This window comes from Rathayibacter sp. AY1E6, assembly GCF_002931115.1.
Classification (GTDB): Bacteria; Actinomycetota; Actinomycetes; order Actinomycetales; family Microbacteriaceae; genus Rathayibacter.
Genome location: NZ_PSVK01000009.1, coordinates 14,876 through 39,497 on the forward strand (window position 1 = coordinate 14,876; position 24,622 = coordinate 39,497).

Consider the following 24,622-nt stretch of genomic DNA (forward strand, 5'->3'; position numbering starts at 1 on the left):
CGCCGGGGGCGCGACCCACCACCGGACAGCACCACAAGGAGCACCATGGACACCCTCACCGTCTCGGCCACCGCCAACGGACTCAACTACCTCCCCGAGTACGTCGCCGACGTCGGCGGCCTGTTCGCCGAGCGCGGCCTCGCCGTCACCGCCACCGCCTGCGACCCCTGGACCGGCGTCCTCGACGACCTCGACTCCGGTGCCGCCGACCTCGCCCTCGGCGGGCTCTGGGTCCCCGGGATGTACGCCGGCACCAGCCGTGAGCTGACCGTCGTCGGCCAGCTCAACCACCGCTTCCCGATGACGATCGTGGCCCGCGACGGCTCCGGACCGGTCGGCCTGGACTGGCTGGCCGGCAAGGTCGTGCTCGCCCCGGGCGCCGGCGGCAGCGCGCCGTTCGAGTTCACCGCAGGCCTGATCCGCGAGGCCGGCCTCGACGTCTCCGCCACCCGCTGGGGGCGCGACCTGTCCACGGCGATGATGCTCGAGCTCTACCGCGACGGCCTCGGCGACGCGATCGTGCTCGACCTGCTCTCCGCGAAGGAGCTCGTCGCGGCCGGCGGCGGGCAGATCGTCTTCCGCCACCTCGACGCGGGCGTGATGCCCAACAGCGTCTACTACACCCGCACCGAGCGGGTCGAGGAGCTCGCCGACCGCACCGAGCGCTTCGTCGACGCGATCGAGACGGCGATGCAGCGGATCACGGCGGGCGAGGCCGGCGCCGAGATCGACGCGGTGCTCGCCGCGCGCTGGCCCGACCGCGACCCGGTGCTCCTGCACGAGGCCGCCGACGAGATGGCCGCCGGCGGGGTCTGGGACACGACCGTGATCGACGAGGCCGCCTCCGACCGCTGGATGCGGATCCTCGCGGAGGCCGGGCTCGTCACCCGCGCCCCCTCCCTCGCCGAGCTGACCGGCCGCACGACGGTCGGCGCGCGCTGATGACGCTCGTCCTCGCCTTCGAGCAGATCGCCGGGCTGCTCCCCGACGTCGACGTGCTCGGCGCGGTCGAGCAGGTGTTCGCGGACCTCGGCTCCGGGGCGCTGCACCAGGGCGCGCCGACGGCCCTCGCGGGCGAGGACGACGGGCTGATCCTGCCGATGGCGGTCCGCTCCGACGCCCTGAGCCTGGCCGCCGTGAAGCTGATGGCCGACCTGCCCGGCAACGCGGCGCGCGGGCTGCCGACGCAGCGCTCGACCATCCTGGTCACCTCGCTGCTCACCGGGGAGTGCGTGGGCGTCCTGGACGGAGCGCTGATCACCCGGGCGCGCACCGCCGCCGCCTCCGCGGTCGCCACCCGGCATCTCGCCCGGGCGGACAGCCGGGTGCTCGGGCTGATCGGCGCCGGCAACCTCGCCGTCGCGCACGTCCGCGCGCTGCAGACGGTGCGCGACCTGGACGAGATCGTGGTCTGGTCGCGGTCGGACGCGACGCTCGACCGGTTCGAGGAGGCGGTGGGTCGCCCCGTGACCCGCGCCGCGGATCCGCGGGCCGTCGCCGAGCGCTCCGACGTGCTCTGCACGCTGACGCCGTCGGTCGAGCCGATCGTGCGCGGCGCCTGGCTGCACGCCGGCCAGCACGTGAACGCCGTGGGCGCCCGTCCGCGGCCGGAGCACCGCGAGCTCGACTCCGCGGCGATGGCGCTCGGCACGCTCGTCGTCGACAGCGCGGCCACCGCGCGGGCGAAGTCCGGAGACCTCGTCCTCGCGATCGCGGAGGGCGCCCTCGACGCGGCGGCCGGGCTGCTCGAGCTCGGCGACGTCGTGGCCGGCACCGCTCCCGGCCGCACCCGGGACGACGAGATCACCGTGTTCGACTCCGTCGGCCTCGCCGCGCAGGACCTCGCGGTCGCCGCCGCGCTGATCGATCTGGCGCGGCTGCGGGACGCGGGCAGCGAGATCCGCCTGTCCGGGGTCCCCGCGGCGGCGGGCCGCTGATGCGCATCGCCGTCGTCAACTGCAACACGACCGAGTCGATGACCGAGACGGCCGCCGCCCGCGCCCGGCTCGCCGTCGGGCCGGGCACCGAGATCGTCGCGATCACGCCGAGCTGGGGCGTCGCCTCGGCCGAGGGCTGGTACGACAGCTTCCTCAGCGCCGCCGCCGTCCTGCACACCCTCGAGCGGCTGCCGGCCGGCATCGACGGCGTCGTGATGGCGGGCTTCGGCGAGCACGGCCGCGAGGGCGCCCGCGAGCTGCTCGACGTGCCCGTCGTCGACATCACGGAGGCGTCCGCGCACCTCGCGATGCTGCTCGGCCGCCGCTACGGAGTGGTCACCACGGTCCGCCGCGCGGTCGGCCAGATCGAGGACAGCCTCACCACCGCCGGCCTGATCGCGCACTGCGCCGCGATCGAGGACACCGGCCTCGGCGTGCTCGAGCTGGAGGAGGATCCGCAGGCGACCCTCGACGCCTTCGTCGCGGCGGGCGAGCGCGCGATCGCCCGCGGCGCCGAGGTGATCTGCCTCGGCTGCGCGGGGATGGCGGGGCTCGAGGAGCACGTCGGCGCGCGGCTGCCCGTGCCGGTGGTCGACGGGGTCGCGGCGGCGGCCGCGCTCGTCGAGACGCTCGTCCGGCAGCGGCTCGGCACGAGCCGGATCGACAGCTACGCCCGCCCGCTGCCGAAGGAGCGCAGCTGGCCCGGCGGCTGAGCGCGGGGCCGAGCGGGGTGGCCGGCGGACCGCACAGGCAGGGCCGAGCGTGTTGAATGGTCGCACCGGCGTCGCGAGGAGGACCGTCATGACACTCGCCAGCACCGAGGAGTCGCTCGCCAGCCAGACCTACCGGACGCTGCGCCGGCAGATCATCCTCGGCCAGCACTCGCAGGGATCGCGGCTGGTCGAGGCCTCACTGGCCGCCGAGCTGCACGTCTCACGACTGCCGGTGCGCGAGGCCGTGCCGCAGCTGGCCAACGAGGGCTTCGTGCGGATGCTCCCACGCCGCTCCACCCGCGTCGCCCAGTGGAGCATCGAGGACGTCGTCGAACTCTTCGACGTCCGACTCAGCCTCGAGACCCTCGCCGCGCGGCTGGCCGCACAGGCCGTCGCCGCCGGTGCGTCACTGCAACCGCTGCTCGACGCGATCGACGCGGAGCACCGCGCCCTCGACAGCGAGGACTGGCTCGAGGTCGCCGAGACCTCGACCGTCGTGCACGAGGCAATCGTCGAAGTCGCCGGCAGCGCCCTGCTCTCCTCGCTGATGCGCGCCGTCACTGGGCGGATGACGTGGCTGTTCTACCTCACCAGCGCACGCGACCAGCGCCAGCAGTCCGACGAGCACCACGGCCTCCTCGACGCGATCCGCGCCGGCAACGACCGCCTCGCCGAGTCGATCGCCTTCACCCACATCGAGAAGGGCCGGGCGCCCTCCCTCGCGATGATCGCCGGACAGTAGCCACCAATGTGAGGCGGTGCCCCTGCGACCGGTGAACCATCCCTTTGCGGAACACCTGCTCGTGTAGTCGTGCCGTGTGCTGCTCAACCGACGATCACGGCGGTACGCAGAGCCGGAACCCAGCTGGTCACGGCGCCGACGGCACCCGAGCCGAGCATCAGCCACTGCCATCGAGCGCGCGAGGGCGTGCTGAGGTGCATCGCTACGATCAGGAGAACGAGGGTTGCGAGGGCGACAGAGAACAGCGCCGGCCACGCGACACGGAACGCCGTGCACTGAAGCGGAAGGGACACCGGCGAGATCGGTCACAGTAGCGATCAGATCGAGCAGCGCCGCCTCGTCGTTGGCGACGCGGGCGGAGTGGAGCTTGGCGCCGGCTGCGTCGATGACGACGCAGTGATGGTGCCCCTTCCCCGCATCGATTCCGGCCCAAATCTGCGGCATGGCCGCTCCCTTCACTTCCCTCGTGGCGGTGATGGTCACGCCGACGTTTCCTTACGCAGCGATCTGTTCGCTTCTCTCAATTAGCGGTCGAACCATCGGGTGGACGGCGGGCGGCCATTCTTCACAAGCCGTCGCAGCGGCGATAACAGGGAAGCCATACCTGCCGTCCTCGGACGATCGACACACTACGACTGTGCCGAAACCGCCCGAGCAACAAGGTAAGGAAAACGGGTAATCCGGCCGCGTAGCGGCTCCCGCCGGCGGTGCTCCGTCACCGCTGCGCGTGCGGAGCTCGCGCCCCGCCGGAGAAACGACGTCGGTAGGCTTCGGGCAGGTGACGCTTGATCACCCCGAACGGGAGAACGACATGAACGCCGTGATCTACCGCATTCGCTCCATCGCCGCATCGCTCCGCGCGAAGTTCACCACAGCGCCGACGGCGCTGCCGAAGGATCCGTTCGGGGAGCCGCCCCGCGAGGCTCACGACCCGCACTCGTATCAGGAAGAGTCGTGGAAGGCACCTGCGCCCTCCACGATCAACTTCCACTAAAGCCATGCTCCCCGGGGGACCCTTCTATGGCTTCGAGTCAAGACCCAACACGCGATGAAGCGGTCGGTCGTCGTCTCGGCCTGAGACCCCACGGCGCCGGTCAGGGAGTCGACGGGGTCCCGGTGGATACTGGACGCCGCAGCGAGCCCGACGGGCCGCGTGTTCTGAAGCGAGGTCGTAGGACATGCCACAAGACAAGAACCTTCCCCCGTTCCTGAAGTACGCCAACAGGGTGATCGTGTTCCTCAACAACATCGGTATCACCACCGGTCCTCCGCATGTTCTGACCGTGGTCGGCCGAGTCTCCGGCGAGCCGCGCTCCACACCCGTCTCGATCGTTGTCGTGGACGGGGCTCGGTACGTGGTCGCCGGACAGAAGATGTCCTGGGTCAAGAACGTGAGGGCTGCCGGCCGTGGCGAGATCCAGCGCGGCCGACGACGAGAGGCAGTGAATTTCACCGAGATGACCCTTGAACAGCGCGGCCCGATCCTCAGCGCGTACTGGCATCAGCACAGCCAGGGCCGAAAAGTCGCCGCTCAGATCTTCGAAGTCGGCCCGGAGGCGAGCGCTGCCGATTTCGCAGCGGCCGCGCCGCGCTGCGCAGTGTTCCGCTTAGACGATCAGGACGCCACCACCCTCGCGTAAGACTCGTCACCTCTGACGCTCGTCGACGGCCGAACAGACGCCCTCGCATCGTGCTCGGCGCCCATTCATACGGCTAGGTGCACAACGCCATGCGGACCTGTAGCGCCTTGAATAGTTCACGTGCGATGTATCGCTTGACGCTGCGCCTGATCTCGCGGACAGTTCGGCCCTCTGACGTTCGTCGATCGACGTACGCGCGCGTGCGCGCCTCGGACACCATCCGTACGCGAGCGATCACGTCGAGCGCGCGATTGAGCTGACGGTCACCGCCACGGTTGAGCCGGTGACGTGTCGTGTTCCCCGATGACGCCGGAATCGGGTTCACTCCGGCGAGAGCTGCGAAAGCAGCCTCGCTCCGCACCCTGCCCGGGTGGGAGTATGCCGCGACTGCCACTGCGGCGGTGACCGGGCCGACGCCGTAGATCGGCTGCAGCCCGGGCGCGAGAAGCTCGACCAGCTCAGCTAACGCTTCGCGGTTGTGTCGCATCTGCCGTCCAAGATCGATCACGGTCGAGGCCAGCCGGACAGCTTCAGCGCGGATGATGCGCTCAGCCACGTCGGAACGATTAGCGTCCAGATTGGCGAGCTACTGCACACCACGATCGGTGAGTGCCCGCCTCGTGTCGAGCCCGAAGTCCGCGGTACGAATCAACGCGTTGAGCTGGTTCCGGGCGCTCGTGCGACGAACTTCCATATCCCGGCGGGCATCAAGCGTCACTCGGAGCGCGTTGCGCAGCCCGTCGGCCTTCGGCCGAGTCAGCGCCTCGAGCTCGATTCCCATCGCCGAGGTCGCGGCAGCGATCGCGTCGATTTCATCAGTCTTGCCGCGGACACGGCTCGACTTCTTCGGCGGCCGCACCTCGCAGAACACGATCTCGTCACGCAGCAGCGCCCGACCCAACGATGCACCGTAGGAGCCCGTACCCTCCATCGCGAACAGAACCGACCCGCCCGCGATGCCTCGCACCCAGGCGATCGCTCTGTCGATCGCCGCCGCCGTCACCGCGAACGCTTTCGTTCCGAGGATCTCGCCGGTCTTAGTGGCGACGATCGCGTAGGTGTGTGTGCGGGCGTGGGTGTCGACTCCGACGACGTGGTCGTAGTGGCGGGCGACGATCATGTGGCCTCTTCTCCTCAGGGGTTCATCCAGGTGGGATGCGCCGCGGAGGCATCTCTCTAATGAGTCACGCGAGCCAGGTCGCGGACAACCTTCTATCAAGCCATCGCAGCGTCACGCCGGTACTAGCTCGCCCGGACGGACAGGTCCCCAGCAAGACACAGCGGTCAAGAGTGTGATGAGTCACGCCCGAGCGAGCCAGAACCAGCCTGACAGCCGGCACCAGGCCAGCCGAGATCATTAGAGAGTGTGAGGGGATCGCCCCTCGCGGGCCGGCTGGAAGGCCGGCCCTCCCCCACCTGCGACCCCTGCATGTGAGACCGAGATCCGACTGCTGGACGCGGCGGATCTGGGGCACACCGAGATCTGATCGTCGCTGAAGGCCGGGGTCCCGCTCCCGGCCTTCGTCATTTCTGGTCCCCACCCGGAAAGGGGCCGCCGCGGAGGGACATCTGCCCGTTCCTGCACGGATGTTCACGGTAACGTCAGCCGACTCCTCAGCGGCGAGGAGGTCGGCGGGAGCTCGTGCCCCCGCCTGCTGCCGCTCGGGGCACTCAGCGAGGACCGACCCAGAGGACGACCATGCGACGACGACACGCCCTGCTCCCTGGAGCGCTCACCGGACTGCTGCTGGCCTCCGGGCTCGTCGCCGGAGGGCCCGCCGCGGCTCCAGCGGCGGCCGCTCCGGTGGCCCCCGCTCCCGCCGCTCCCGCTCCCGCTCCGGACCGCCCCGTCGCGGCTCCGGACGCCGAGCCCACCGTGATCGAGCCGGAGGCGGACGCGACGACGCAGCAGGCCGCCCTCGCCCTCGACGCCGACTTCGTCGACGTCGAGATCCCGGCGCGCGCCCAGGTGCAGACGCACCGCGTGACGATCGCGCTCGTCGCTCCGCAGGGCACCGTCCCGGGCGGGTACACGACCGCCGACGCCGTCCGCGCCCTCGACCTCGTCGACCGGTTCTACTCCCGCGAGACCAGCGGGGCGATCCGCTTCGAGCTCGACCAGGTCGTCGACTGGCAGGTCGTCGACCAGCCGATCGGCTGCACGAACACGGGCGGACTGCAGGACTGGATCGCGCAGAGGACCGGCTGGCAGCGCGGACCGGGCAAGCACCTGGTCGCCATGGTGCCTGAGGGTGACCCGTGCCCGAACTGGGCCAACGGCGAGCAGTCCGGCGATCCCGATGACGGCGGACGCGCGTTCCAGCCCGGACCGGACGCGTACTTCCTCGCGCACGAGCTCGGCCACAACCTCTCGCTGCCGCACGCCTACAGCGTGAACTGCGCCACGACCCGCGACTACGCCTCCACCCCGCTGCCCGCGGACTGCCGCCGCGAGGAGTACGGCAACCGGACCGACGTGATGGGCGGCGCCTGGTCGTTCCTGCCGCTGTCGTCCCCGTCGCTGGCGCGCCTGGGCACGCTGCCGAACACCCGCCAGCCGGTCTGCGGCGCACCCCGCACCACGACGCTCGACACCCTCGGAGCCGGACCCGCCGGCCGGCGTGCGCTCACCTGGAACGACCCGCAGGACACGGGCATCCGCTACTGGGCGCAGTACAACGACCGCGCCGACACGACGTCCGACGGCGGCGCGTACACGAGTCCCTTCCAGGTGCGCCGCGACGTCTCGGGCGTGCAGATCCTGCGCTCGAACCCGGGCCAGCCGTACGCCGGCGACCTGCTCGAGCGTCCGGGCGACGCGAGCGAGGCGAACGAGTTCGTGCTCGCCGGAGAGAGCGCAGTGCTCAACTCCGGCATGTCCGTGCGGGTCGACCGGATCGACGAGCTCACCCGGACCGCGACGGTCACCGTGATCGTGCCGTGCACCGACTACGTCGGCGACATCGCTCCGCTCGCCTCGTCGACGAGCGCTTCGTACACCTCGCCGTGGACCTCGGTCGGAGCGGTCGCCGACGGCGCCGCCTCGACGATCTGGGGCTCCTGGCCCCGGGTCGGAGAGCAGCACGTCGAGCTGCGCTGGCCGAGCGCCGTGACCGTCGACAGCGCCTCGGTGCTGTTCGCGAGCGACGCGGCCGACGCCGACGGACGCGGGCTGATCCCCGCGCGGTCGTGGCGGGTCGAGCACCTGGTCGGCGACGTCTGGACTCCCGTGAGCGGAGCGGCTCCCGGCCGCGAGCGCGACGTGCTGAACCGCGCGACGTTCGCTCCGGTGACCACGACGGCGCTGCGGCTCGTGTTCACGGCGTGGGGAGCCGGCGAGTACGGCGGGTCCACGGGCGTGGCCGAGATCGAGGTGAACGGCATCGCCCTCGCGGCCTCGGCGGAGGCGCGCGGGACGCTGCAGAGCGTGCCGACCGCGACGACGCGCGACCTCGCGCAGTCCGTGCTGGTGCGCGACTCCTCCGGTCGCGCCCTCGCGGGCCGCTCGGTGGGCTTCGCGATCACCGGGCCGGCGGCCTTCGAGAGCGGAGCGACGACCGCCGCGGTGCTGTCGGGCGCCGACGGCGTCGCCGCGCTCCCCCGGATCCGCACCGGCTCCACCGCCGGCACCGTCTCGATCACCGCGCGCGTCGACGGCGTGACGACGGCGCTGGCCGGAGCGAGCGTTGCGCCCGGCGCCTCCGTCACCGCGAAGGCGACCTCGCGGCTGATCCTCGGGAAGGTCGTCGTCACGGTGACGGCGACGAACACCGGCCGCGCGGCCGCCGATCTGACCGTCGTGACGCCCTACGGCACGGCGTCCTCGGCCGCGGTCGCCCCGGGCGCCACGGTGACCAAGGTGTTCCGCACGGGCAAGAGCTCGATCGCCGCCGGCACCGGCACGGTCACGGCCGTCTCGGGCGCCTCGCGCGCCTCGCGCGCGAGCGTCTCGGTGGTCATCCCGCGCGCGTGACCGGGACGGGGGCTGCCCGCCCGCCAGGACGACTCCGTCCGGGCGGGCGGCTGCTGTTGGCGTCGAGGTGACGCGCCCGGCGACGTGCCGCGGCGGAGTGATCGGGGGACACGATGAGGCGGACGACCGCAGGGATCGCACTGGCAGGAGCACTGCTGCTCGCCCTGACGGGATGCGCGGGCGGAGGCGGGACGGTGGGCGAGGTCCGACTTGTAAGCATGACAACAAGTCAGCGCGGCCCGCTCGTCAGAACAGAGGAGGGAGCTGCCCTGAGGTGAGGATCAGCCGCAGCCCGACCGCGAGAAGAGCGCCCGTCGCGATGACCACTCCGACGATGAGCCGCCGCTCAGCGGCGCTGTCCGCCGCGGCGATCCGGTTCGCTCGGATCGCCTCCTCCTGCTCGATCAGGCGGCGGCTCGTCTTCCGACTCAGCCCCGTCAGCCGCTCGCCGTGCAGGCGCACACGGTCGGCCTCCTGCTGGAGTCGGCCGCTGGACAGGCGCGAGAGCTGATGAGCCGCGCGCGCGGCCCCGGGCCGCTCATCGACACGGCTGCGCTCGATCACGTAGTCACCGCCGGGATGAGGAACGCGATCAGCGCGGCGGCGTGGTCGGTGCCGTCCTCCCGGACGGGGAACCCTCCGAGCACCCACACCCCGGGGAGGGTGAGCGTGTTGCGGACGCCCGCGAGCAGCCGTTCGGTGCTGTAGCTCTCGTGCTCCTCGTAGTAGTTGCGCTCGAACGCGACGATGAGGCCGATCTGCTCGGGCGTCGCGCATCCGGTGTCGGCGTCGATGACCGGTGCGGTGCGGGCGGGGTCCGGGGTGAGGAACGCGATCAGTGCGGCGGCGAGGGCGGAGCTGTCGTCCTCGACGGGCTCGGCGCCCGGCAGGGCGTGGGCGTTGCGGACGGCGGCGAGCATCACGTCGTCGCTGTCGTCGGCGTTCTGGTCCCAGTGAGCGCGCTGGTCGGTGATGATGAGGGCGACCTGATCGGGGGTCGCGAGGCCGGTGTCGGTGTCGGTGCGGTACATGGTCTGTTCCTCTCAGCGGGTTGCGGCCAGCGCGGTGTTGATGTCGACGGTGATCCCGCGCTCCGCGAGGCGGTCGAGGGTGGCGGGCTCCTTCGCGATCTGCTGCCAGCCCTCGGGCGAGATGACGACCGCGGGATCCCCGTCCGCGTCGTTGAAGACGACACAGGTGCGCGAGTCGAGAACGGCCCCGGTGCGCGGGCAGAGGATGTTCTTGCTGACGAGGTAGGTGACCGTCTGGTCACGGAGGATCGCTTCGAGGGTGTCCATGTGTGTTGCTCCTGCTCCTGGCTGATCGTTTTTCTTTGCCTCTCCGGCGGGGAAAACCGTTTGAGTGGAGCCGGCGGAGTGACACCGATCACGGGCGAAATAAGCCCGTAGGGCGCGTCCGGGATCGGTGGCACGCAGCCGGTGGAGCGAAATAGGTTGGAACCGCGGAGAGGTGAAGAAAACGGATGGAACGGGCCGCATCGCGGCCTCCCATTGGCGGTGCTCCGTCGCCGCTGCGCGAGTGCAGCTCGCGCCCCGGAACGGGACACCGGGGAGCGTGAGGGGGTCGCCCCTCACGGGCCGGCGCCGCCGGCCCCCACGCTCGAGCGGGTCGTGTCAGCGTCGGATGCGACGATGGAGGCATGTGGGAACTGGCACACCGGACGCGCGCGGAATCGGCATCAACGGTGGTGCGCAGCAACGCGGCGACGAGCGCCCCGGCGATCCCGGAAGTGCGCGCAGCGATCCCGGAGGATCACGTCATCCTCTACGTGCTCCGCGTCGAGAACTGCTGGGAGTAGAACCCACCGGGATTCGCTCGGAACCACTAGCGTTGCGATCAGTTCCGGAAAGCGATGGTCTCGTGATGGCAAACGTGTTGAAGTTCGTCGGAAAGGCATTCGTGATCGTCTTCCGCCTTCTGGGCGCGGCGGTGTCCGCGGGACTCGCCGCTCTGGGCGTGGGCAGCTTCCAGCAGCCCAACCCCGGACCGCCTCCGTCCTCTACGGAGAACCGCGAATATAGGCCGTAGAACGGCGAACTCTGCGGCGGATGGCGGAGTATCTCGGAGGACCGAGTCCTACTCAGCCGCGGAGGCCGCGCGGCGGCGGGGTGCGCGTTGGGTGGTCGTGGTGACGACGGCGGTTGCGCGGGTGAGGTTGGGGCCGATGGCGTCGGCTTCGAGGACGCGGCCGGTGCGGCGGTTCTCTCCTTCTCCCCAGGCGACGGTGCGCTCGTAGCCGACGACGATCACGGCGTCTCCCTTGTGGAGGGAGGCGAGGACGTGCTCGCCGAGTTCGAACTTCGCTTCCACGTAATGCGTGGTCGGGGCGTCGTGCGGGGTCCACTCCCCCGCGCGGTATTCGCCGGTGTTCTCGATGACGCGCAGCTTCACGATCTGCACGCGGCCCGCCTGCACGGCCTCGGGGTCGGCGGCGAGGTTGCCGGTGATGGTCCTGGTGCTCATCTGTCGTCTCCGTAAGTTTGGTGGCGGCCCGAGGGGGCCGGATGTGGCTTATCTGTCGTCGCCGATCGTGTGGCTCAGCAGGAGTGGCCGTCCGGTCCTCTGGGGTGCCCCTGGCCGCTAATTGAGATGTGCGTTTCGGTCGCTGTTTACGGAGATGACGGTTGGGTGCTCCTCGGGCTTGCACGAGGCAGATCACGACTGAGGAGGACGGGTTGAACGATCGACAAGCTCACATCTGGGTGGGCATCGATGCAGGAAAGGCGCATCACTGGGTGACAGCGATCGACGACCAGGGCGCGATGCTCTGGTCGCGCAAGGTCAGCAACGACGAAAGTGCGATCCTCGACCCGCTCGCCGAAGTGCTTACTCTCGGCGAGAACTTCACCTGGGCAGTCGACATCGTCGGCACCACGTCTGCGCTGCTTCTCGCGCTGCTCGCAAGCCACGGACAGTCCGCGCTGTACGTCCCCGGACGGATCGTCAACCGGATGGCCGGCGCATACCGAGGCGAAGCGAAGACGGACGCCCGCGACGCCTACGTGATCGCCGAGACGGCGCGGCACCGGCACGACCTGACCCCAATCAGGCTGCCGGTCGAGATCATTGCCGACCTCAAGCTCCTGATCGCACATCGCGGCGATCTCGTCGCTGATCGCGTCCGCATGCTCAACCGGCTCCGCGACGTCCTGACCGGCATCTTCCCCCGCCTCGACCGCGCGTTCGACTACGCCAAACACAAGGGCGCTCTCACCCTCCTCACCGGCTACCAGACGCCCACCGCGCTTCGCCGGATGGGGCAGGTGCGCCTGACGAAGTGGCTGGCTCGCCGCGGCGTGCAAGGCGCGCCGGCGGTCGCGGAGGCTGCTCTCGAGGCCGCGAGCGGACAACAGACGCAAATCGGGAACGAGACGATCGCGGCGCAGATCATCGCCGACATCGCAACGCAGATCCTCGCCCTCGACAAGCGTCTCCGAACGCTGGAGAACCAGATCACCACGATGTTCCACGCGCACCCGCAGGCCGAGATCATCGAATCGATGCCCGGGATGGGTCCGATCCTCGGAGCCGAATTCCTCGCCGCAGCCGGGCCACTCGACAACTACGCCGACGACGGCCACCTCGCCGCAGCGGCCGGGCTCATACCCGTTCCGCGCGACTCCGGACGCCGGACCGGGAACATGCACCGGCCGAAGCGGTACAACCGACATCTGCGCCGCTCGCTCTACCTCTCAGCGCAGACCTCCGTCATCCGCGAAGGACCAAACCGCGACCTTTACCTCAAGAAACGTAGCGAAGGGTACAAGCACACGCAGGCGCTCCTCGCTCTCTCCCGACGACGCGTGAGCGTGCTTTGGGCCCTGCTGCGCGACAACCGCACGTTCACCCCGGCGCCTCCGATTCGCTCTGCACAGATGAGCTGAACCGAGGTGATGAGCACTACGCCTCGTCAAACCCGATCGCCGCTTCGAGCGCCCACTGACCGATCCCCGTATCTAACGGTTCCTGCGATCGCTCCGTGTCGCCGTCGGCAACGTGTGGCTCCACGGCGGCCCCTGACAGCGTTCTCCCACCACTGCACGGCGAACGGCGGACTAAAGATCTGGCGTCAGTGGGCGAAGGTGCGCCCGTAGACCGCCACGTCCAGTCGTTTGTCCCCTAGAGGCAGCGCGCTGGTGAGGACGCCTTCCCGGGTGAACCCGAGCCGCTCAGCAACGCGCCAGCTGCGCACGTTCTCGACCGCCGTTCGTATCTCGACTCGACGGATTCCGCGGGCTGGGACCTCAGTCAGCAGCGCGGTGCAGGCGCGAGTCACGGCACCGCGACCCTCGGTGGCGGCGTCGATCCAGTACCCGAGTTCCGCTGTCTGCGTGTAGGAGTTCATTCGAAGAGACGCTGAACCGATGATGGAATCGCCCGACATGATGACGGTCGGCAACACGGATTCTGCGATGAAGTCCGACAGCTGAGCACGAGTGAAGGCAGCAGTGCCATCGAGAGTTTGGTCGTAGAAGGCCCATGGCTCCCACTGCCTTAGACGCTCAAGATTGGCCACCGTCAGAGCGTGCATCTCCTCGACGGTGTCGAGGGTGCGTAGCGCGAGTCGGAATCCATCGCCGAGTTCGTGAGTGAAACGCATGCAATCAGCATCTCGTACACGGGCTGGTCCGTGCAGGAGCCCGGTCCTCCAAGGCTCGACAACCAGTCCCCTATCGGGACGATCGAGATAGGCGCGCTGTGGGACGGCCCCGGCCACGACCCCCTCGGAGGTCCCCGTCGACGCTCAAACGAAAGTAGGGCGCCTTGACGTCGTCATTGAGACTCCTGCTCGTGCGGTTGGTGGGTCCCGTCGGCGTCGACGGGTTCTCGTTCGCGGCCTCGGCCGCGGGGGTGTCGGTGGGGGGTGTCTCGATGCCCCAGGACGCCAGAGCGTCGCGGCGGGTGACCTCGACCGGCGGCTCGGACAGCGCTCTGCGCTGTTCGAGCTCGGCGCGTGTGACGGTGAGGTCCTGGACGCGGCACTCGTCGCCGTAGGCGAGGCGGTAGAGCCGGTCGGCCTCGTTCTCCAGCCAGTCGACTTCGCCTTGCCGGTCGGCTTGTCCGGCGAGGTACCCGGCCCGGTAGTCGTCACCGGTGATGTTCGGGCCGGTCATGCGGCGTGCTTCTCGATGAGGTCGGGGCGGAACCCCGACCAGTGGTCCTGGTCGCTCGCGACGACCACGGGGGCGGCGGAGTAGCCCAGCTCCTCCGTGACGTACGCGAGCGCTGCGGGGTTGGTGGTGATGTCGACGGTGGTGTACTCGATGCCCTTCTTCTCGAGCACCCGGTAGGTCATGGTGCACTGCACGCATGACGGTTTCGATTAGACGGTGAGCATCAGTCGTCCCACCGGTCGCCGCGGTGCGGGTCGTGCTCGTCGTTGACCGGGGACCAGGCGTGCAGCTCGGCCCACTTCTCGGCGGCGTCGGTGTGTCCGGTCTGGGTAAGGATTCTCAATCAGATTTGTCAAGCCAGCGGGGGTGGTCTGGCTCGCTTGTTCTTCCTTCTCTCCCAGCGTTTTTTTGCCTGGAAGGCACGTAGTGCCGAGCAGGGTCGGAGGTGGGAGCGCAACCCGGAGGGAGGCGGAGGAGAGGTTGTCGGCGCGATGGGAGGGAGCGCAGCGACCGCGTGCTGAGAACGTCGGAGGAGCCGGCCGCGCAGCGGCTTGCGTGGACGCCGGAGGCCCGTACGTTGCCGAAGGCTTCCAGGCAAAAACTGCGCGCAGCGCACAACACCGCGCCGACTGCAGGTCGGCGTCCATGTCGGTGCCCGCGTCCGAGATCGTCTGCGCACCAGGGGCGTGCTGCTCCATCGGGCCGCACGTGCTGCCTTTGTATGCAGTGCGTACCGCTGAGAAGCCGCATATCTCCGCGGAGTAGGCCGGTTCCGCCGCGCCACGGGTGCGAGCATGACCGTAGGAGGCCTGGATGCGTGACGCGGTGATGGTCGTCGAAGACGACGTCGAGATGGGCGAGCTCATCAAGCGGGGCCTCACCGGCGACGGCTACGACGTCGACCTGTTCTCGAACGGGGTCGACGCGCTCAATTCGGCGCGCGAAGCGGACTACTCCGCGGCGATCCTCGACGTGATGCTCCCGGGGATGAGTGGCTTCGAGATCTGCCGGCACCTGCGCGCGAGCGGTGCCACGCTCCCGGTGATCATGCTCACCGCCCGCGACGCCCTGCAGGACCGCGTGTTCGGCCTCGACGCGGGCGCCGACGACTACCTCGCGAAACCGTTCCACTTCGAGGAGCTCTCCGCCCGCCTCCGAGCGATGATCCGCAGAGAGCACCTCACGAACCGGGCACCGGTCGTGCTGGGAAATCTGCGCGTCGACCCCTACGCGCACGCCGCGACGGTCGACGGCGCCGTCCTGCCTCTGAGCCCCAAGGAGTTCGGCGTCCTCCGCGCGCTCGCGGCGCGCGCCGGGGACTTCGTGCCGCGGGAGGAGATCCTGCTCGAGGTGTGGGGGTCGGCGGAGTTCGTGGACCACAACATCGCGGAGCAGTACATCAGCTACCTCCGCCGCAAGCTGGCCGCGGGCGGGGCGTCGGTCGAGATCCTCACCCGACGGGGTGCGGGCTATCGCCTCGGGGTGACGCCGTGAGCTGGCGGTCCCTGTCGATCCGGGTGCGGATCACGGTGTCGAGCCTGCTGGTCGCGATGCTGTTCTTCGGGATCGTCGCGGTCGTCGTGCGCGAGCAGCTCGATCACATCCTCGATGCCTCCACGATCGAGCTGGTCCGCTCGGGAGCGTCGCAGGCGCTGATCGAGGAGAGCCGCGACACCGCCGAGGCCGTCGTCGGCGGCGTCAGCACGACGCTCCTGATCGCCCTCGCGATCCTGTTCGTCGCGTTCGCTGTGACGTCCTGGGTCCTGGTCGGCCTCGCGCTGCGCCCCGTCGGCAGGATGCGCGCGATCGCCGACCGGCTGCGCCAGGGACGCTCCACCGAGCTGCTCCCGGTCGGGCCCGCCCGCGACGAGCTCTCCGACCTCGCCTCGACCCTGAACGCGCTGATCGCGGACCTGCGGGAGTCGGCGGACCGGGAGCGGCGGCTCGTCGCCGACGCGAGCCACGAGCTGCGCACCCCGCTCGCCGCGCTGCGCACCCGGCTCGAGCTCGCTGAGCGGGTCCGCGACGATCCGGCGGCTCTCTACGCCGATGTCGTCGACGCGCGCCGCTCGATCGACCGCCTGCAGTCCCTGACGGACGGGCTGCTGATCCTGTCGAGGATCGACGCGGGCATCGCTACCGGCGACGCCTCCTCGGCGGCTCTGCGGGAGGAGGTAGCCGACAGCGTCGACCGCGCCCGGATGCTCGCCCGCGAGCGGGACCTCGCGATCGACTTCGTCGCCCCCGCCTCGATCGTCGCCGCCCGGTACCCGATCTCCCCGACCGATTTCGGCCGGATCCTGGACAACCTGCTCGCGAACGCCGTCACTGCGACGCCCGACGGCGGCAGCGTCAGCGCGACCCTCGTCGAGCGCGCCGAAGAGATCGTCCTTTCCGTCGACGACGACGGCCCGGGCGTTCCTGACGCGTTCCTCGCGGTCGCGACCGACCGTTTCACCCGCCCGGATGCCGCCCGCTCCCGCGACGGCGGCGCCGGCCTCGGGCTCGCGATCGTCGCCGGTCTCAGCCGCGCCGCCGGCGGCGAGCTCCGACTCCGCAACCTCGCCCCCCACGGCCTCGGTGTCGACGTCCGCATCCCCGCGACGCAGCCCCACCCGACCTCTCGCAAGGAGAACCGATGATCGACCCCCAATCCCTCCTCGACGGCGCCGGCCCCTGGGCGATCGCCCTGGTCTGCCTGATCGCCTTCGTCGAGACGGGCCTGCTGATCGGGTTCTTCCTCCCCGGTGACACCCTCCTCTTCTTCACCGGTGTCTTCGTCGCGACCGGCGTGATCTCCCTGCCGGTGCCGCTGGTGATCCTGATGGTCGCCGCCGCCGCGTTCCTCGGCGACCAGCTCGGGTTCGTCATCGGCCGCGCGAGCGGGCCGCGGATCTTCGAGCGCAAGGACAGCGGGCTCTTCAGCCGCTCGAGCGTCGCCCGCACCCAGTCGTTCTTCGACCGGTTCGGCGGCTGGGCGGTCACCATCGCCCGCTTCGTGCCGGTCGTGCGCACCTTCGCCCCCGTCGCCGCCGGCGTCGGGAAGATGCACTACGGCCACTTCGTCGGCTTCAACGCCCTCGGCGCCGCCGTCTGGTCCACCGGCGTGATCCTCCTCGGCTTCTTCCTCGGGCAGATCCCCGGCGTCGCGGACTTCGTGGGGAAGTACATCGACATCGTCCTCGTCGGCATCGTCGTTCTCAGCCTCGCCGGCATCGCCCTCACCTACTGGCGGCAGAAGAACCGCGCCGGACGCGACGCCTGAGCCCAGCGCTCAGGGGGTCGCCGTGACGGCCGCGCGCGGTCGGCGGAGCGCGATCACCGCGACCAGCAGCAGGAACACCGCGAGGGCCGCGAGCGTGACCGGGCCGGTGCCCAGGCCCAGGCCCTTCCGGTCGACCGGATCCGCGAGCCAGTCGCAGACCGAGGCGCCGAGCGGTCGCGTGACGACGTAGGCGGCCCAGAACGCGAGGACCGCGTTCCGCCCCGTGAACCGGTGCGCGAGCGCCGGCACCGCGATGACCGCCGCGAACAGGACCGCGGACGGCAGGTAGCCGAACCCGAGCGTCGACGCGGTCAGATCGCCCGCGGCCGTGCCGAGCGCGAAGGTCCCGGAGACGGCGAGCCAGTAGAACGCGGCCCGGCGCGGCGTCGTGATCGAGTGGATCGACAGCGTCCGCTCCACCCGCCACCACACGACGAAGACCGCCGCGAGAGCCAGCGCGAACCCGAGAGTGGAGACGAGATACGGGACCCCGGCGACCACGTGCAGCACGTCGGCGGCCATCGTGCCGAAGACACTCACCATCAGCACGGCCAGCCAGTACACCCACGGGATGTACCGGCGGACCGCGAACTGCAGCCCGAGGGCCGCGAGGAACGCGAGCCCGGTCGCGCCGACCACGATCACCGGGTCGAACGCGGTCGCGAGGAAGTCCGACGCCGTCTCGCCCATCCCCGTCGTCAGCACCTTGAGGATCCAGAACAGCGCCGTCGCCTCGGGCACCGTCGAGGCGGCGTACCGGCCGGCGACGAGATGTGAGCGGATCCGAGGGAGCGGAGGGCGGCGCTGATCAGTGAGGTGCATCATGCCGCCATGCTCGGGCAGCCTGCGGTACCCGGGGCTGGGGGCTTCGCCGGGTCCGTTGAACAAGCGCACAGCGACCCGCTCACCGGCAGCGCTGCCCGCTGCCTTCCGCCGTCATCTGGTCGGACGGTGCCCGGAGAAGCGCCGCCAACGGAACGACGGTGATGCAGCACGTTCGGTGTGCAGCCTGACCGCGAGCGGCGCCCAGACGATCAACGCCACCCCGGCGCCCAGGAGCAGCCCGCCGACGGTGTCGGAGATCCAGTGCGCACCGAGGTAGGTGCGGCTGAGCATCATCGCCACCGTGTAAAGGGCTCCGGCGATGCGGACCCACCACAGCGGGAAGACGATCGCGAGGACCATCGCGGTCGTGGCGGCGTTCGCGCTGTGGCCGGAGGGGAACGAGCCGAAGTCGGCGTTCACGAGGATCTCCAGCGGCCTGGGACGCCCGACCGCGTTCTTCAGGATCTGCACCAGCAGCCCGCTGAGCGGCGCGGCGATCGCGAAGTACGTCGCCGCCCACCGACCCCGCCAGACCAGCAGCCCCACGAACACGACGAGCGGAATCACGATCGTGCCGACGATCCCGCCGCCGAGGCTGTTCATCACCAGCGACGGCACCAACCAGAACGTCGACCGGTGCTCGATGATCTCGTTCATCCAGGCGGTGTCGAACCCGAACGGCTTGTCGTGCTCCCGGTAGAAGATCAGCGCGGCCAGAAGTCCCGTGAGCAGCACCGCGAGGCCCGCCGAGATCAGCGGCCAGCGTCGCGCCGCCCGATAGGCGATCGCACCATCGGCCAGGGGTCCGCTGTTCGGCATCAGTTCCGTCCTCCTCGCTCGGCGCGCAGCACGCCGGAGGAGTCCACGCTACGAATGCGCGGGCTCCGGGTGCGGAGGATTCCCCCGCATCCGTTGTGAAAGCACAGAACCTGAGCCCATCGGCTCGGTACCGACCTGGTCGAACCGCGGAGCTTCGGGTCGTTGTGAGCAAACACAACGCAGCACGGCGCATCCCGAGCCGCCGCCCACGTCCCGGCTGGGACTCTGCGGGCATGGACATCTCAACGACGGCAGCACCGTCCCGCGGCCGGCGGCTGCTCAGCAAGGTCCCCGAGGTCACGATCTGGTTCTGGATAATCAAGATCCTCTGCACCACGGTCGGTGAGAGCTTCGCCGACTGGATCAACATGGTCCTCGGCGTCGGCCTCATCGCGACGGCTGTGATCTTCATCATCGTCACCGCGGTCGTGCTCGCCGTGCAGATGCGGCTGCGACGCTACGTGCCCGCCGCGTACTGGCTGACTGTCGTGGTGATGAGCGTCACCGGCACCCTGCTCACCGACATCCTCACCGACCAGCTCGGAGTGCCTCTCTGGGCCAGCTCCCTCGTCTTCTCGCTGCTGCTCGTGATCGTGTTCGGCGTCTGGTATTCGAAGGAGCGCACCCTCTCGATCCACAGCATCGACACCACCCCGCGGGAGGCGTTCTATTGGGTCACCGTCCTGGTCACCTTCGCGCTCGGCACCGCCCTCGGCGACTGGACTCTCGAGCTCACCGGCTGGGGCCCTGGCGTCTCAATCCTCCTGCCCCTCACGCTGCTCGCGATCGTCACCGGCCTCTGGCGCTACGGCGCGAACCCGGTCCTCGCGTTCTGGATCGCCTACATCCTCACCCGCCCCCTCGGCGCCAATATCGGCGACTGGCTCGGCCTGTCCCCCGACGAGCAGGGCCTCGGGCTCGGCACCTTCGTCACCAGCATCATCTTCCTGCTCGCGATCCTCGCCACCGTCGTCTACCTCTCCCTCAGCAAGGCCGATGTCGACAAGGGCGCATCCGAGCACTACACCACGCCAGTCGCCCGCGAACGCCGTTCACTCGTCGCCTTCGCGGTCCTCGCCGTCGCCGTCGTCGGGCTGCTCGCCTTCACCAACAGCCAGCCGCACACCAGTCCGGCACCGGAAGGCGCAGCCCCGGCCTGCGATGCGTCGGGAACGCTGTCCGCAGCTGACGCGAAGGCATCCGTTCAGACCGACTTCCCCTCCGCCGACGTGCAGAACTTCCAGACGATCACCGCCGACACCCTCGCCCTCGTCACCAGCGGCGATCAGGCCGGCGCGAAAGCCCGCGCCACCGACCTTGAGACCGCCTGGGACGACGCGGAGCCCGCACTGAGCGCCGCGAACTGCCAGACGTGGACCTACGTCGACCAGCAGATCGACCCCGTTCTCTCCTCCGTCCGCGCCGGCAGCCCCGACCCGGTTGTCGAGAAGACGAGCATCCAGGACCTGCTGACCACTCTCGCCGGACGCTGACATGAGGCGTCAAGGTCTTCTTTTGCGACCCGAATCTGGCCTCCTCCGACCAATTGATCACTGCCGCCCTGCCCTGCCGCCGCCGCAGCGGCATCAGCGCGACTCAACACATCGATCGGAACCGGTCGGTGACAAATCGGTCCGCTACTGAACCCATGCTCGAGCTCGTAGACGCACTCCGAGCACACGGGGCTGCCGACCAGGCCGGCGTCCGCGAGGTGCTCCACCCAGGGGTGCGAGCACTCACCACAAACCTCAGCGAGCAGAACCCGGAACCGGGCGCGGCGCGAACGGCGAGCGTCAGCTCGCCGGCGCCACTGCGAGAGGCCGACCATCACGTGAGCGTAGCGAGCGCGCCACCAAGCAATCGCGCGCTTCGCCTCATCCGCATCGCCTCTGGCGTCCCGTTTGGGGATTCCCATACGGACGGTAACTAAGGATCTATCCGGCGGTGATCAGCTCGCCGGGCGCACCGAGAGACGCGAGGTCGACATCGCCCTGTGACGTCAGGAGCTCTCCGCTGATCCCGTCGTAGACGGCGGTGAAGACGTCCACCCGATGGAGGTCGAAGCCATAGGGCACGTCTGTTCTCTCCGCGGGCGCGTGCACGGTCAGCGCCCAGACCGGCTCGTCCTGTGCGACCCAGTAGTGGTCCGCGAGAGCGGGGTCATAAGCGGCGAGCTCCTCGTACGTGGTTCCGACCGCGTAGATCGGGTACTGCTTCTTCTCCTCCGCACTGAGCGTCGAGAGCTGGACTCCGGTGCCGTTGGCCAGGTCGAGCGCCGGGTTCGTCAGCTGCTGGACGTCGATGATCGGCCCCTCAGAGGCGGCGGTGGCGATGGGGGTGCCCGGTGGGCCCTCCGTCGGGACGGTGGGTGTCAGGGACTCCGTCATCTCTGTTGGTTCGGCAGGCGTCTCGGTGGAGATGGGGGTCGTGCTGGCGGTGGCGTCGATGGTGACGGGGCCGGAGCGGATGCGCATCGTCGTGGAGGTCTGGGTGAGGCTGACGTCCTCGGCGCCCAGCACGTCCATGAGCCACTGCTCTCGTTCGTCGGCGGCGTCGAGGCAGCCGACGTACGTCGTCGCGGGGCCTCCGGTGACCACCCATACGGAGGTCTGCAGGCCGGCGGACTGGAGGTCGTAGGTGAGCGTGTTGCAGGGACCGTCGACGCTGAGCTGCGACCGGCCGTCGGTGCCGGTGATGCGAAGGCTGACGGGGTGATCGAGCAGCCATCCGCCTGATCCTTGATCGCCGATGACAGCGGTGGTCTCGTAGACGGGCTTGGTCGCGTCTTCGGCGCTGAGCAGTTCACCCGGCAGCTGCGCCGTCGACGGCGACCCGGGGCTGCTGGCGCTCGTCGCGCATCCACTGGCGAGGAGCGCCGCGGAGAGGCAGAGGGTACTGAGGGCGAGGGTTCTCGTGCGTCTGAAGGTCACTGGTCGACTCCGGTCCAGGTCGTGGGCGGGTTGGTGCAGTCGACTGTGGTGGTCAGTCCCGTGAAGATGTCGATTCGGCCGCCCTCCTGGCACACCTGGGTTCCTGCGAGGGAGAACAGGGCGGCGTCCGTTCCGTCTCCGTTGGTGCCCGCGAGCGCAGCGCACGCCGCGGCGAGCGACGCAGTGAAGTGTTCTGCGGGTGTCTGGATCTCGCCCGACAGGGCAACGCCCTGCCCGTCCGGTTCCCAGCAGGTGACGGGCGCTGCGACCGGAGTGCCGCGCTCGGTCGTCACCGCCGTGAGGACTGCCGCGCTGAGGACGGCGCCGGCGATGCCGGCGAGCGTCACCGCCGCGGCCTGGCGAAGACGTCGGCGGCGGCGGATGCGGTGCGCGAGGCGTGCGCTGATGCGCTCGAGCTGCTCGTCGCTCAGGTCAGGATCGTCCATGGTCTTCTGTCCGTTCCGTCAGGGTTCTCGCCAGTGATGTCCGCACCCGCGAGAGGCGGTTGCGGACAGTCCCGTGGGACAGGCCGAGGGAGCGAGCGGCATCGCTGTAGCTGAGGTCGTCCTCGATGCACGCCGTCCAGATCGCGCGGTCCGTCGCGCTCATCTGCTCGACCAGACGTCGCACGTCCAGCAGCCGGTCGCTCGCCTCCGCGTCGACGCCGCGAGAGGCGGAGTCGTCGGAAAGGGGCAGGTGGCGTCGGCGCTGCTCGCGGCGATTGGTCGAGAAGCTGAGGTTGCGTACCGTGACCAGCAGCCAGGGCAGCACCGACTCCCCCACGATGCGCACGCTCGAGCGGCGCTTCCAGAGCAGGAAGAAGCTCTCCTGCACGACGTCCTCCGCATGGCCGGCGTCCGTGAGGAAGCTTCCCGCGGCGCGGTAGACCGCGCGGCCGTGCATCCGGAAGAGAACGTCCAGCGCCGACGGGTCACCGCCGCGAAGACGATCCACCAGCGTCGCCTCAGCAGCACCGACCACCCGACATCACCCCCTCAGTAGTGAATGCCCTCAGAGCACGGTTTCGTCTCAGGCGTCATCAACGAACTTTGTCGGTTCGACAGTGCCTCTATGACCTATCCCCTACCGGACGCCCGCCAGATCATCATCCGCGCGCGACGGTCGGCCTGGCATCGCGCCGCCGTGATCATCGCTCGGGAGTCGAGGGACGGCCTTAAGGCATGTGGGAGGCGATGGCCGCGAGGGCGAAGCCGACGAGTGCGGTCGGCAACTCCAGGATGCACCAGACGATTTCCCACCCGTGGTGAGCATGGGCCCCGCTTGTCGCGCGAATGACGGTGAGGACCCAGACGCTGATAGCGCTGGTGAGGGCGACGATGCCAGCCGCGAGGAGGAAGGCTTTCCCTGCTGCGGCCTCCTCGTCGGTGGGCATCAATCCCATGCCGATTCCTCTCTCGCTGATGGAGAGGTAGGTCAGCACGACGGGCGCGACGATCATCCCGAGGACGGCGATCGCGGCGATCACCGGACTCAGGGGTCCCTTCCGAGCGACGTCAACCACGCAGTGCACACTATCCGCGCGTCGCTAAGCCCCCGCCTGCGAGCGGGCCGCTCGTCGTCCGGCATGGAGACGCCCTGCCGGACGCCCGCTGGACCATCCCCATACGGGACGCGCACAAGGCGCTCGGGTTCGCGAGACTGAACTGATGTCGGGGTTGCTGGTCATCGATCTCGTGTTGCGCGTGATCAGAGCCCGCCGCGGCCGAGCCGCGACGCACGAGAGGTGACGCGCCCGACGTCGGGAACCAGCACGCCTCATGATCCACGGCGACGGAGGACAGGACATCAACCGGCCGATCTGCGGCGTCGACTCAGCGCCCAGACGAGCGCGCCCGCAAGGAGCACCGCGCAAGTCAGCCCGACGACGTGCAGGACCAGCGACGGCACTCCGTTCTCGGGGAGCAGGAAGCCGTACGGCACCCACCCGTCGGTCGCTCCGCGGACGAGCACGACGACGACCCAGACGATCGGGTAGGGCAGGACCACCCACAGCCGTCGCCAGGAGAGCGGTCCGCGGTCGGCGACGACGATCCAGTCGAGGAGGACGAGCGCGGGGAGCGCCACGTGCAGGACGGCGCTGACCCAGGGCGGGGCCGTCCCGGTACCGGGGACGAGGGTGTTGTAGATCACGGCGACGACGATCAGGTAGGCCGTCGCCGCGCCGCGGACGTAGCTCAGCCACACCGGAGTCGGACGGCGGGCGAGCGCGACCGATCCGGCGACGATCAGCACCGCGCTCGCGAGGAGGCTGGTCTGGTTCGTGAAGTAGCCGAAGTAGTCGAACGGATTCGGGTCGCCGGCCGCGATGCTCAGCGCGTAGGTGTGGAGGATCACCGCGACCGCGGCTGCACCGACGGCGATGCGCGCTACACCCACGAAAGGGCGGGTCAGTGCCGGGGAACTCATCGGGTCAGCCTAGGAGCCGTTGGGCTTCCTGCTGGCCCGCAGCAGACCGGCTGACAGCGGTCAGCCCGCCGGCACCGTCCGCATCTCCTCGCCCACCGAGGTGTGCAGATCGCCGCTTCGACTGGGGCTCTGCACCATCGATGACTCTGTCCGAGTGCGAATGACGGGGGTCCGTGTCACCCTGACTGCATGGGTTAACTCCCGGCCGGCGCTGGG

Annotated in this window: 28 protein-coding genes and 2 pseudogenes; 13 read left to right on the forward strand and 17 right to left on the reverse strand. The window is 69.8% G+C overall.

The features are described 5' to 3' along the window. Positions 1 to 45: 45 nt before the first annotated feature. The 4 genes from C5C46_RS09430 to C5C46_RS09445 all read left to right on the forward strand — a co-directional run bounded on the left by C5C46_RS09430 (position 46) and on the right by C5C46_RS09445 (position 3,392). Positions 46 to 942: an ABC transporter substrate-binding protein gene (locus C5C46_RS09430; protein WP_104224670.1), complete on the forward strand. Its 897-nt coding sequence runs from the start codon at positions 46 to 48 to the stop codon at positions 940 to 942. Continuing rightward, positions 942 to 1,937 carry an ornithine cyclodeaminase family protein gene (locus C5C46_RS09435; RefSeq protein ID WP_104226499.1) on the forward strand — a complete coding sequence of 332 codons (996 nt, stop codon included), beginning with the start codon at positions 942 to 944 and terminating at the stop codon, positions 1,935 to 1,937. The genes C5C46_RS09430 and C5C46_RS09435 overlap by 1 nt, the downstream gene beginning before the upstream one ends. Continuing rightward, a complete protein-coding gene (locus tag C5C46_RS09440) occupies positions 1,937 to 2,650 on the forward strand; it encodes an aspartate/glutamate racemase family protein (protein WP_104226500.1) in 714 nt (237 codons plus the stop codon). The genes C5C46_RS09435 and C5C46_RS09440 overlap by 1 nt, the downstream gene beginning before the upstream one ends. Positions 2,651 to 2,738: 88 nt before the next feature. Beyond that, the gene (locus C5C46_RS09445) at positions 2,739 to 3,392 is read left to right on the forward strand and encodes a GntR family transcriptional regulator (protein WP_104224667.1); all 654 of its coding nucleotides are present in this window, start codon (positions 2,739 to 2,741) and stop codon (positions 3,390 to 3,392) included. Between the two features lie 294 nt (positions 3,393 to 3,686). On the opposite strand, the pseudogene C5C46_RS09455 reads toward C5C46_RS09445, so the two are convergent. Continuing rightward, positions 3,687 to 3,836, reverse strand: a pseudogene (locus C5C46_RS09455) (transposase); the annotation flags it as partial. Positions 3,837 to 4,170: 334 nt separating this feature from the next. Between C5C46_RS09455 and C5C46_RS09460 the strand changes: the two are divergent. Beyond that, a complete protein-coding gene (locus tag C5C46_RS09460; RefSeq protein ID WP_146076862.1) occupies positions 4,171 to 4,386 on the forward strand; it encodes a hypothetical protein in 216 nt (71 codons plus the stop codon). A gap of 184 nt (positions 4,387 to 4,570) precedes the next feature. Further along, entirely contained in the window at positions 4,571 to 5,032 is a 462-nt protein-coding gene (locus C5C46_RS09465) for a nitroreductase family deazaflavin-dependent oxidoreductase (RefSeq protein WP_104226502.1), read from the forward strand. A 73-nt stretch (positions 5,033 to 5,105) separates the two neighbouring features. On the opposite strand, the gene C5C46_RS17110 is transcribed toward C5C46_RS09465, so the two are convergent. Both C5C46_RS17110 and C5C46_RS17115 read right to left on the reverse strand, forming a co-directional pair. Then, entirely contained in the window at positions 5,106 to 5,588 is a 483-nt protein-coding gene (locus C5C46_RS17110; RefSeq protein WP_219812282.1) for a transposase, read from the reverse strand. A 30-nt stretch (positions 5,589 to 5,618) separates the two neighbouring features. Continuing rightward, positions 5,619 to 6,152 (reverse strand): transposase, encoded by a 534-nt coding sequence (locus tag C5C46_RS17115; protein WP_219812283.1) that lies wholly within the window; start codon positions 6,150 to 6,152, stop codon positions 5,619 to 5,621. Positions 6,153 to 6,731: 579 nt separating this feature from the next. Here C5C46_RS17115 and C5C46_RS16905 point away from each other — a divergent pair. Next, positions 6,732 to 9,005, forward strand: a complete 2,274-nt coding sequence (locus C5C46_RS16905; RefSeq protein WP_181136511.1) for an Ig-like domain-containing protein — start codon at positions 6,732 to 6,734, stop codon at positions 9,003 to 9,005. 246 nt (positions 9,006 to 9,251) lie between these two features. Here C5C46_RS16905 and C5C46_RS09480 read toward each other — a convergent pair whose 3' ends face one another. From C5C46_RS09480 to C5C46_RS09490, 3 genes are read right to left on the reverse strand one after another with little or no spacing between them, the layout of a single operon-like run. Next, a complete protein-coding gene (locus tag C5C46_RS09480) occupies positions 9,252 to 9,569 on the reverse strand; it encodes a hypothetical protein (RefSeq protein ID WP_104260266.1) in 318 nt (105 codons plus the stop codon). Further along, on the reverse strand, positions 9,566 to 10,036 hold the full coding sequence (locus tag C5C46_RS09485; protein ID WP_104223236.1) for a hypothetical protein: 471 nt from the start codon (positions 10,034 to 10,036) through the stop codon (positions 9,566 to 9,568). The genes C5C46_RS09480 and C5C46_RS09485 overlap by 4 nt, the downstream gene beginning before the upstream one ends. 12 nt (positions 10,037 to 10,048) lie before the next feature. Then, positions 10,049 to 10,303: a hypothetical protein gene (locus tag C5C46_RS09490; protein ID WP_104223237.1), complete on the reverse strand. Its 255-nt coding sequence runs from the start codon at positions 10,301 to 10,303 to the stop codon at positions 10,049 to 10,051. Positions 10,304 to 10,665: 362 nt separating this feature from the next. Between C5C46_RS09490 and C5C46_RS16910 the strand changes: the two genes are divergently transcribed. Next, positions 10,666 to 10,824 (forward strand): hypothetical protein, encoded by a 159-nt coding sequence (locus C5C46_RS16910; RefSeq protein WP_181132683.1) that lies wholly within the window; start codon positions 10,666 to 10,668, stop codon positions 10,822 to 10,824. Positions 10,825 to 11,102: 278 nt separating this feature from the next. Here C5C46_RS16910 and C5C46_RS09495 read toward each other — a convergent pair whose 3' ends face one another. Continuing rightward, positions 11,103 to 11,489 (reverse strand): single-stranded DNA-binding protein, encoded by a 387-nt coding sequence (locus tag C5C46_RS09495; RefSeq protein ID WP_104226503.1) that lies wholly within the window; start codon positions 11,487 to 11,489, stop codon positions 11,103 to 11,105. Between the two features lie 212 nt (positions 11,490 to 11,701). Here C5C46_RS09495 and C5C46_RS09500 point away from each other — a divergent pair, with 212 nt between their 5' ends. Continuing rightward, positions 11,702 to 12,910 carry an IS110 family transposase gene (locus C5C46_RS09500; protein WP_104226504.1) on the forward strand — a complete coding sequence of 403 codons (1,209 nt, stop codon included), beginning with the start codon at positions 11,702 to 11,704 and terminating at the stop codon, positions 12,908 to 12,910. A 185-nt stretch (positions 12,911 to 13,095) separates the two neighbouring features. Here the strand turns inward: C5C46_RS09500 and C5C46_RS09505 are convergent, their stop codons facing one another. The 3 genes and pseudogenes from C5C46_RS09505 to nrdH all read right to left on the reverse strand — a co-directional run. Then, the gene (locus C5C46_RS09505; RefSeq protein WP_104226505.1) at positions 13,096 to 13,626 is read right to left on the reverse strand and encodes a GNAT family N-acetyltransferase; all 531 of its coding nucleotides are present in this window, start codon (positions 13,624 to 13,626) and stop codon (positions 13,096 to 13,098) included. Positions 13,627 to 13,696: 70 nt separating this feature from the next. Then, the gene (locus tag C5C46_RS09510) at positions 13,697 to 14,140 is read right to left on the reverse strand and encodes a hypothetical protein (protein WP_104226506.1); all 444 of its coding nucleotides are present in this window, start codon (positions 14,138 to 14,140) and stop codon (positions 13,697 to 13,699) included. Then, positions 14,137 to 14,349 (reverse strand): annotated as a pseudogene (gene nrdH / locus C5C46_RS09515) (glutaredoxin-like protein NrdH); the annotation flags it as partial. The pseudogene nrdH and the gene C5C46_RS09510, both read right to left, overlap by 4 nt. Before the next feature lie 604 nt (positions 14,350 to 14,953). On the opposite strand from nrdH, the gene C5C46_RS09520 reads away from it, so the two are divergent. From C5C46_RS09520 to C5C46_RS09530, 3 genes are read left to right on the forward strand one after another with little or no spacing between them, the layout of a single operon-like run. Continuing rightward, positions 14,954 to 15,634: a response regulator transcription factor gene (locus C5C46_RS09520; RefSeq protein WP_104223238.1), complete on the forward strand. Its 681-nt coding sequence runs from the start codon at positions 14,954 to 14,956 to the stop codon at positions 15,632 to 15,634. Further along, positions 15,631 to 16,782 (forward strand): HAMP domain-containing sensor histidine kinase, encoded by a 1,152-nt coding sequence (locus tag C5C46_RS09525; protein WP_258059421.1) that lies wholly within the window; start codon positions 15,631 to 15,633, stop codon positions 16,780 to 16,782. The genes C5C46_RS09520 and C5C46_RS09525 overlap by 4 nt, the downstream gene beginning before the upstream one ends. Then, positions 16,779 to 17,405 carry a DedA family protein gene (locus tag C5C46_RS09530; protein WP_104226507.1) on the forward strand — a complete coding sequence of 209 codons (627 nt, stop codon included), beginning with the start codon at positions 16,779 to 16,781 and terminating at the stop codon, positions 17,403 to 17,405. Before C5C46_RS09525 ends, C5C46_RS09530 begins: the two co-directional genes overlap by 4 nt. A gap of 9 nt (positions 17,406 to 17,414) precedes the next feature. Here the strand turns inward: C5C46_RS09530 and C5C46_RS09535 are convergent, their stop codons facing one another. Continuing rightward, entirely contained in the window at positions 17,415 to 18,230 is an 816-nt protein-coding gene (locus C5C46_RS09535; RefSeq protein ID WP_104226508.1) for a hypothetical protein, read from the reverse strand. 111 nt (positions 18,231 to 18,341) lie between these two features. Next, on the reverse strand, positions 18,342 to 19,049 hold the full coding sequence (locus C5C46_RS09540) for a phosphatase PAP2 family protein (protein ID WP_181127762.1): 708 nt from the start codon (positions 19,047 to 19,049) through the stop codon (positions 18,342 to 18,344). Positions 19,050 to 19,282: 233 nt separating this feature from the next. On the opposite strand from C5C46_RS09540, the gene C5C46_RS09545 reads away from it, so the two are divergent. Continuing rightward, positions 19,283 to 20,542 (forward strand): hypothetical protein, encoded by a 1,260-nt coding sequence (locus C5C46_RS09545; protein ID WP_104226509.1) that lies wholly within the window; start codon positions 19,283 to 19,285, stop codon positions 20,540 to 20,542. Positions 20,543 to 20,983: 441 nt separating this feature from the next. Here C5C46_RS09545 and C5C46_RS09550 read toward each other — a convergent pair whose 3' ends face one another. The 5 genes from C5C46_RS09550 to C5C46_RS09570 all read right to left on the reverse strand — a co-directional run bounded on the left by C5C46_RS09550 (position 20,984) and on the right by C5C46_RS09570 (position 24,406). Continuing rightward, complete coding sequence (locus tag C5C46_RS09550; RefSeq protein WP_104226510.1) at positions 20,984 to 21,979, reverse strand: hypothetical protein; 996 nt, start codon at positions 21,977 to 21,979, stop codon at positions 20,984 to 20,986. Next, positions 21,976 to 22,425, reverse strand: coding sequence for a hypothetical protein (locus C5C46_RS09555; protein ID WP_104226511.1), 450 nt, complete (start codon positions 22,423 to 22,425; stop codon positions 21,976 to 21,978). Before C5C46_RS09555 ends, C5C46_RS09550 begins: the two co-directional genes overlap by 4 nt. Further along, positions 22,412 to 22,933: an RNA polymerase sigma factor gene (locus C5C46_RS09560; protein ID WP_146078969.1), complete on the reverse strand. Its 522-nt coding sequence runs from the start codon at positions 22,931 to 22,933 to the stop codon at positions 22,412 to 22,414. Before C5C46_RS09560 ends, C5C46_RS09555 begins: the two co-directional genes overlap by 14 nt. 220 nt (positions 22,934 to 23,153) lie before the next feature. After that, positions 23,154 to 23,465, reverse strand: a complete 312-nt coding sequence (locus tag C5C46_RS09565; RefSeq protein ID WP_104226513.1) for a hypothetical protein — start codon at positions 23,463 to 23,465, stop codon at positions 23,154 to 23,156. 320 nt (positions 23,466 to 23,785) lie between these two features. Continuing rightward, complete coding sequence (locus C5C46_RS09570; RefSeq protein WP_104226514.1) at positions 23,786 to 24,406, reverse strand: Pr6Pr family membrane protein; 621 nt, start codon at positions 24,404 to 24,406, stop codon at positions 23,786 to 23,788. Positions 24,407 to 24,622 lie beyond the last annotated feature (216 nt).